The 6,496-nt window shown below is 70.4% G+C and carries 11 protein-coding genes; 3 read left to right on the forward strand and 8 right to left on the reverse strand.

Annotated features, from left to right (window positions below; translation table 11 throughout):
• The 5 genes from VFF46_RS00105 to VFF46_RS00125 form a co-directional block, all read right to left on the reverse strand.
• Window positions 1-531: histidine phosphatase family protein (locus VFF46_RS00105; protein ID WP_325034869.1), on the reverse strand; the 531-nt coding region annotated here is incomplete at its 3' end.
• The gene (gene rsfS, locus VFF46_RS00110) at window positions 528-917 is read right to left on the reverse strand and encodes a ribosome silencing factor (protein WP_325034870.1); all 390 of its coding nucleotides are present in this window, start codon (window positions 915-917) and stop codon (window positions 528-530) included. The genes VFF46_RS00105 and rsfS, both read right to left, overlap by 4 nt.
• A gap of 9 nt (window positions 918-926) precedes the next feature.
• Window positions 927-1,538 (reverse strand): nicotinate-nucleotide adenylyltransferase, encoded by a 612-nt coding sequence (nadD, locus tag VFF46_RS00115; RefSeq protein ID WP_325034871.1) that lies wholly within the window; start codon window positions 1,536-1,538, stop codon window positions 927-929.
• A 21-nt stretch (window positions 1,539-1,559) separates the two neighbouring features.
• Window positions 1,560-1,718 carry a hypothetical protein gene (locus tag VFF46_RS00120; protein ID WP_325034872.1) on the reverse strand — a complete coding sequence of 53 codons (159 nt, stop codon included), beginning with the start codon at window positions 1,716-1,718 and terminating at the stop codon, window positions 1,560-1,562.
• 29 nt (window positions 1,719-1,747) lie between these two features.
• Complete coding sequence (locus VFF46_RS00125; RefSeq protein ID WP_325034873.1) at window positions 1,748-1,876, reverse strand: hypothetical protein; 129 nt, start codon at window positions 1,874-1,876, stop codon at window positions 1,748-1,750.
• Between the two features lie 144 nt (window positions 1,877-2,020).
• Between VFF46_RS00125 and VFF46_RS00130 the strand changes: the two genes are divergently transcribed.
• Window positions 2,021-2,470, forward strand: coding sequence for an Lrp/AsnC family transcriptional regulator (locus tag VFF46_RS00130; RefSeq protein WP_325034874.1), 450 nt, complete (start codon window positions 2,021-2,023; stop codon window positions 2,468-2,470).
• 3 nt (window positions 2,471-2,473) lie between these two features.
• Here VFF46_RS00130 and VFF46_RS00135 read toward each other — a convergent pair whose 3' ends face one another.
• The gene (locus tag VFF46_RS00135; RefSeq protein ID WP_325034875.1) at window positions 2,474-3,358 is read right to left on the reverse strand and encodes an alpha/beta hydrolase; all 885 of its coding nucleotides are present in this window, start codon (window positions 3,356-3,358) and stop codon (window positions 2,474-2,476) included.
• Between the two features lie 66 nt (window positions 3,359-3,424).
• On the opposite strand from VFF46_RS00135, the gene VFF46_RS00140 reads away from it, so the two are divergent.
• Window positions 3,425-4,003 (forward strand): PadR family transcriptional regulator, encoded by a 579-nt coding sequence (locus VFF46_RS00140; protein WP_325034876.1) that lies wholly within the window; start codon window positions 3,425-3,427, stop codon window positions 4,001-4,003.
• Window positions 4,004-4,005: 2 nt separating this feature from the next.
• Window positions 4,006-4,653, forward strand: coding sequence for a 4'-phosphopantetheinyl transferase family protein (locus VFF46_RS00145; RefSeq protein ID WP_325034877.1), 648 nt, complete (start codon window positions 4,006-4,008; stop codon window positions 4,651-4,653).
• On the opposite strand, the gene VFF46_RS00150 is transcribed toward VFF46_RS00145, so the two are convergent.
• Entirely contained in the window at window positions 4,625-5,869 is a 1,245-nt protein-coding gene (locus VFF46_RS00150) for a glutamate-5-semialdehyde dehydrogenase (protein WP_325034878.1), read from the reverse strand. The genes VFF46_RS00145 and VFF46_RS00150 overlap by 29 nt on opposite strands.
• 17 nt (window positions 5,870-5,886) lie before the next feature.
• The coding region (locus VFF46_RS00155; protein ID WP_325034879.1) for a glutamate 5-kinase at window positions 5,887-6,496 on the reverse strand (610 nt) is incomplete at its 5' end.

Genomic DNA, 6,496 nt, shown 5'->3' on the forward strand with positions numbered 1-6,496 from the left:
GCCGCCGAAGGCGGGCCAGTGGGGTTGGGGGATGCCGAGGAAGACGCAGATGCCGACGCGGGCGGCGAGGCCGTGGGTGGCGATGACGATGGTGTCTTCGGGGGTGCCTTCGGTGGAGATGCGGGTGAGCGCCGCGGCGAAGCGGGTGGCGACTTCTTCGACGGTTTCGCCGTTGGTGCCGCGGCGCTGGGTTTCGCCGCGTTCGACGCGGGCGGCGGCGACCGGGTTGATGGCGGCCAGTTCGGCGGAGGTGAGGCCGGCCCAGTCGTCGACGTCGATCTCGCGGAGCGCCTCGTCGTACTCGATCTTGAGGTCGGTGAGGACGGCGAGTTCACCTGCGGTGGCGGCGGCGCGTTGCAGGTCGCTGGCGAACAGGCGGGTCGGGGCGAGGGACGCCAGGCGGGCGGCGGCGGCGCGGGCCTGGGCGATGCCTACCTCGTCGAGGGGGATGTCGGCCTGGCCCTGGATCTTGTTCTGCAGGTTCCACTCGGTCCGGCCGTGGCGCCAGACGATCAGCCGTCCGGCGGTCATTCAGCGGCAGCCGAGCCGGTCACGGCTCCGGACGGGAGCGTGATGGCCGGGCAGTCGCGCCAGAGCCGCTCCAGCGAGTAGAACGCGCGCTCCTCGTCGTGCTGGACGTGGATGACGATCTCCAGGTAGTCGAGCAGCACCCAGCGGCCCTCGCGGGCGCCCTCGCGGCGGACCGGCTTGGCGTCGAAGTCGACGCGGAGCTTCTCCTCGATCGCGTCGACGATCGCGCGGACCTGGCGGTCGTTGGAGGCGGAGGCGACCAGGAACGCGTCGGTGATCGCGAGCTGCTCGGACACGTCGAAGGCGAGGACGTTCTCGGCCTTCTTGTCGTGGGCCGCCTCCGCGGCCGCGGTCAGCAGCTCGATGGCGCGTTCACTGGCAGGCATAAAGACGTCCTAACGGTTGGTGTAGAGCTCACGCTTGGCGATGTACTGGACGATGCCGTCCGGCACCAGGTACCAGGTCGGGTTGCCCTTGGCGACCCGGGCGCGGCACTCGGTGGACGAGATCGCCAGCGCCGGCACCTCGAGCAGCGTGATCCGGTCCATCGGCAGCTGGTCCAGCGGCAGCTCGAGGCTCTCGGTCCCCGGCCGGGTGCAGCCGACGAACTGGGCGAGCTTGAACATCTCGTCCACGTCCCGCCAGGTGAGGATCTGGGCGAGCGCGTCGGCGCCGGTGATGAAGAACAGCTCCGCGTCCGGGTACAGCCTGGCCAGGTCCCGCAGGGTGTCGATCGTGTACGTCGGCCCCGGCCGGTCGATGTCGACGCGGCTGACCGAGAACCGCGGGTTCGACGCGGTCGCGATCACGGTCATCAGGTACCGGTCCTCGGCCGGGGAGACCTTGCGGTCCGACTTCTGCCACGGCTGGCCGGTCGGGACGAAGATCACCTCGTCGAGGTCGAAGTACGACTGCACCTCGCTGGCCGCGACCAGGTGGCCGTGATGGATCGGGTCGAACGTGCCGCCCATCACGCCGATGCGTCGTACCCGCTCCACTTCTGCCACGTCAGCCCTTCAGCACGCCGCTCAGCTGTGCGGCCGGCCCTTGCCCATGATGACGGTGACGGCCAGCAGGAGCAGGAACACGACCATCGCGAACCCGCCGAACCACCACTTGGAGATGTGCGAGGCGTCGACGGCGGCCTCTTGTACGACCGCGATCAGCGGCACCAGGAGCGATTGCATGGTGCAGAGCCTATCTCGTGGCGGCCGGGTTAGCTCTTCCGGGCGGTACGCGTCAGCAGCCGGCGCCAGGTGGACGGCACGGAGTGCGCGCGACGCGCCTGCGCCGCGGCGCGGTGCCGCTCGTCGATACGGGCCCGGGCAACATCAGGGGTGATCATGGTTCCTTCACTGGGTTGGTACGGCGGAACCGGGGCGGACTGTCCCCGGTACCTCAAATTGTACGGTAGGTATTACGCTCTCACAAACGAATTAAAGGCACAGAGCATTCCCTGCCTTAGAATCTGCGGTGAACAGGAGACGTCATGGACGCGATCGACCGGCAGCTGATCGAGGCGCTGCGACTGAACGGCCGCTCCAGCTGGGCCGAGCTCGGCCGCGAGGTGGGCCTGTCCGGTCCGAGCGTCCAGGAGCGGGTACGGCGGCTCGAGGAGCGCGGCGTACTGCTCGGTTACCGCGCCGTCGTCGCCCCGGACCGGGTCGGTCTCGGCACCAGCGCGCTGATCGGCCTGTTCCAGCGTGACGACGTGGAGACCGACGACATCGTCGAGCAGGTCCGGGAGATCCCCGCCGTCGAGGACTGCTGGTTCGTCGCCGGCGACCAGGAGCTGGTGGTGAAGGTCCGGGTCGCCGACGTCACCCAGCTGGAGGCGGTCGTCGGCTCGCTGCGGCGCGTGAACGGCGTGGTCAGGACGCGGACGACGGTCGTACTGTCGACCCGCTGGGAAGGCCGCCCCGCACCGCTTCCCGAGTGACCGTCACGACTGCTTGAAGAAGGCCTTCACCTCGGCGGCGATCCGGCGTACCGCCTCCGGCTTGCCGCCCGGGTTCACGCCGCCGGGATCGGACGCCGAGCCGTGGTCGTAGCCGTCGAACTCGATCCGGCGGACGTTCGGCAGCACCTTCTCCAGCGTGTCGCGGCCGGGCCGCAGGCCGCGGAGGCCCTTGGTGCCGCCGAGCAGCAGTACGTCGGCATCCACCGTCCGGAACGCGTCGAACGTACCGCCGAGCTCGGCGACGATCGTGCCCTCGGCGTGGATCGTCGGCGCCAGATCACGGAGTACGACCGCGCCGTCGGCGGCCTGGCGCGCGTCCTTGGCCAGCATCTTCTCGGTGGCCCAGCGGAGCAGACCGCGGGGCGCGACCTTGAGGAACGGCGGCGCCATCTCGAAGCCGAACATGCTGGTCACCATCGCGCCGGCGAGGTCACCGCGGGCGAGCTGCTGGTCGAAGCGGACGAGCCACTCGCGGTGCGGTGCGCCGTCGGCGACGATCGCCGGCTCGTAGAGCGCAATCTGCTTCAGGGACGGAAGCGTGCGCGCGGCCTCGAGTACGACTGCTCCCCCGGCGCTGATCCCGAACGCGCGCTCCGCTCCGGCGACCGTGAGTACGGCGTCCAGATCCTCGACCTCGGTCCGTACGCCGTGGTCCGGCCGGATCGGGCCGGACAGGCCGCGGCCGCGGCGGTCCGGGAGGTACACGGTGAACTCATCGGCCAGCTCCTGGGCGAACAGGGTGTGGCTGGTGGCCGATTCCATGCTGCCGTGCAGTACGACGACCGCCGGGCCCTGGCCGGTCGTGTAGTAGCCGATCTCGGTGCCGTCGCGGGAGGTCGCGGCGCCCTGGGTCAGTTCTGCGCTCATGGATCGATAGTTACACGGGCTCTAGTTACATTGCAACTAGTTTCTCTGACCCCATATAGTGAAGGGGTGACTTTTCGACGTTCGACCCTGGCGCTGGCGATCCTCGGGTTGCTGGAGAACGGGCCGATGCACCCGTACGGGATCCAGCGGCTGATCAAACAGTGGGGCAAGGACCAGGTGGTGAACGTCGGCCAACGGACCAGCCTGTACCGGATGATCGTGCGGCTGGAGGACGCCGGGCTGATCGCGGCCGGCGCGACCGAGCGGGACGAGCGGTATCCGGAGCGAACTGTCTACAATCTGACGACCGCCGGGCGGGACGTGTGCCGGGAGTGGTTGTCGGAGATCCTCACGACGCCGCGGAACGAGTTCCCGGAGTTCCCGGCCGGACTGTCGTTCGTGATGCTGTTGCCGCCGGCAACGGCCGGTGAGCTGCTGGGGCGGCGGCGCGAGCTGCTCACGCAACGGATCGAGGAGCTGCGGCGGGAGCTGGCGTCGACGGTGGACGGTCAGCCGATCCCCCGGTTCGCGCTACTGGAGACGGAGTACCAGGTCGCGCTGACGGTCGCCGAGGCCGAGTGGATCGACGGCGTGCTGGACGAGCTGCGGTCGGGCACGCTCACCTGGACACCGGGGCCGGTGTGACCGTGGACGTCTGGTGGGCCCGGGTCGGCGAGGCCCGGGACGAGTTCGTGGCGGATCTGGATGCGGTTGAGCATGGGCGGTTGGCTGCCTACGTACGAGATGTCGACAAGGCGCGGTTCCTGCTCGGGGTGACGATCGTCCGGCGGGTCCTGGCCGCGCGGTTCTCGTTGCCAGCGGCAAGTATCAGGCTCGACCGGACCTGCCCGGAGTGCGGGAAGCCGCACGGAAAGGTACGGGCGGACGGCGTCGAGCTGTCCGTCACGCATTCCGGTGAGCTGGTGGGTGTCGCGGTGGCGGACCGGCCGGTCGGGCTCGACGTGGAGAAGGTCGATCCGGACGTGGACGTCGACGCGGTCGCCCGGATCGCGTTCGCGGAGGACGAGGTACGCGAGCTGAGTCGGCGTACCGGGATCGACAAGGTGCGCAGGTTCACCGAGTACTGGACCCGGAAGGAGGCCGTGCTGAAGGCGACCGGCGAAGGACTGCGCGGAGACCTGCGGGCCGCGGCGCCGGACGGGATCCAGGTGGTCCGGCTCGAGGTGGGAGCGGACCATCGGGCGGCTCTCGCGGTGGTCTCCCCGGAGCCGCCCCACACCCAGGTACGGGACGCGGCCGAGTTGCTCAGGTCCGGATCTGGCCCTCGCCGGTGACGACGTACTTCGTCGACGTCATCTCCGGCAGCCCCATCGGGCCGCGGGCGTGCAGCTTCTGGGTGGAGATCCCGATCTCGGCGCCGAAGCCGAACTCGCCGCCGTCGGTGAACCGGGTGCTCGCGTTCACCACCACCGCCGCCGAGTCGACCGCCTGCGTGAACCGCCGCGCCGCCGCCTGCGACCGGGTGATGATCGCGTCGGTGTGACCCGAGCTGTACCGGCGGATGTGCTGCACCGCGTCCTCGAGCGAGCCGACCACCGCGGCCGACAGGTCGAGCGAGTTGTACTCCGTCCCGAAGTCCTCCTCGGTCGCGGCCACCACATCCTTGCCTGCAGCAACTACTGCCGGGTCGCCGTGCACGGTCACGCCGGCCGCGGCCAGCGCGGGCAGCGCGCGGGCCAGGAACTCATCGGCGACGGACGCGTGCACCAGCAGCGATTCGGCGGCGTTGCAGACGCTCGGGCGCTGGGTCTTCGAGTTCAGCAGGATCTCCAGGCCGAGGTCCAGGTCCGCGTCCGCGTCGACGTACACGTGACAGTTGCCGACCCCGGTCTCGATCACCGGCACCGACGACTCGCTCACCACGGTCTGGATCAGCCCGGCGCCGCCACGCGGGATCAGTACGTCGACCAGCCCGCGTGCCTGCATCAACTCCTTCACCGCGGCCCGGTCGGTCGGCACGCCCTGGACCACGTCGGCGGGCAGGCCGGCCGGCGCGGCGGCGTCCCGCAGTACGGCGATGATCGCCTCGTTGGACGCGGCCGCCGAGGACGAACCCCGGAGCAGAACCGCGTTGCCGGACTTCAGGCAGATGCCGGCGGCGTCGGCGGTCACGTTCGGCCGGGCCTCGTAGATGATCCCGACCACGCCGAACGGCACGCGGACCTGGCGGAGCTCGAGCCCGTTCGGCAGCGTGTACCCACGGACCACCTCGCCGACCGGATCGGACAGACCGGCCAGCTGCTCCAGGCCCGCGGCCATCCCGTCGACCCGCGACGGGTTCAGCGCCAGCCGGTCCACGGTCGACTCCGGCGTACCGGCGTCGCGCGCGGCCGCCACGTCCTTGGCGTTCGCCGCGACGATCGCGTCGGTGTTCGCCCGCAACGCCGCCGCCATCGCGTGCAGCGCCGCGTCCTTGGTACCCCGGGACGCTTCCGCCAACGCGTACGACGCAACCCGCGCCCGCCGCGCCAACTCGATGATCTCGCTCACTTCGCCATCCTAAGTCGTTACAGCAGGACCAGGTCGTCGCGGTGGACTACTTCGCGTTCGTACGCCGCGCCGAGCTCGCGGGCGAGGTCCCGGGTTGAGCGGCCGAGGAGTTCGGGTAGTTCGGACGCGTCGTAGTTGACCAGTCCGCGGGCGATCGTCACGCCCGAAGGCGACACCAGGTCGACCGGGTCGCCCGCGGAGAATGTGCCCTCCACGGCGGAGATTCCGGCCGGGAGCAGCGACGCGCGGCGCTGGGTGAGCGCCCGTACGGCGCCGTCGTCCAGCCGGAGGATGCCCTGACCGGACGTCGCGTGCGCCAGCCACAGCAACCGCGTCTTGCGCCGTCGGCCGGTGGGGTGGAACAGCGTCCCGACCGCGTCACCCCGCAGCGCCTCGCCGACCCGGCCCGCCGACGTCAGGATCACCGGGATCCCTGCCTCGGTGGCGATTCCGGCCGCCTCGACCTTCGTCTGCATGCCGCCGGTACCGACCCCGGACGCCCCGGTCTTCCCGATCGCGAGCGGTTCGAGATCGGCGGCGCCGCGGATCTCGGTCACCATCGACGTACCGGGTTTGCGCGGGTCCCCGTCGTACAGGCCGTCGACGTCGGACAGCAGCAGCAACAGG

The sequence above is a fragment of the Kribbella sp. genome (assembly GCF_035655035.1).
GTDB lineage: Bacteria > Actinomycetota > Actinomycetes > Propionibacteriales > Kribbellaceae > Kribbella.

Excerpts from the sequence above, each read along its gene's own strand:
- VFF46_RS00130 (WP_325034874.1), top strand. The coding sequence starts at position 2,021 with ATGGACGCGATCGACCGGCAGCTGATCGAGGCGCTGCGACTGAACGGC.
- VFF46_RS00135 (WP_325034875.1), bottom strand. The coding sequence starts at position 3,358 with ATGAGCGCAGAACTGACCCAGGGCGCCGCGACCTCCCGCGACGGCACC.
- VFF46_RS00125 (WP_325034873.1), bottom strand. The coding sequence starts at position 1,876 with ATGATCACCCCTGATGTTGCCCGGGCCCGTATCGACGAGCGGCACCGC.
- rsfS (WP_325034870.1), bottom strand. The coding sequence starts at position 917 with ATGCCTGCCAGTGAACGCGCCATCGAGCTGCTGACCGCGGCCGCGGAG.
- VFF46_RS00120 (WP_325034872.1), bottom strand. The coding sequence starts at position 1,718 with ATGCAATCGCTCCTGGTGCCGCTGATCGCGGTCGTACAAGAGGCCGCC.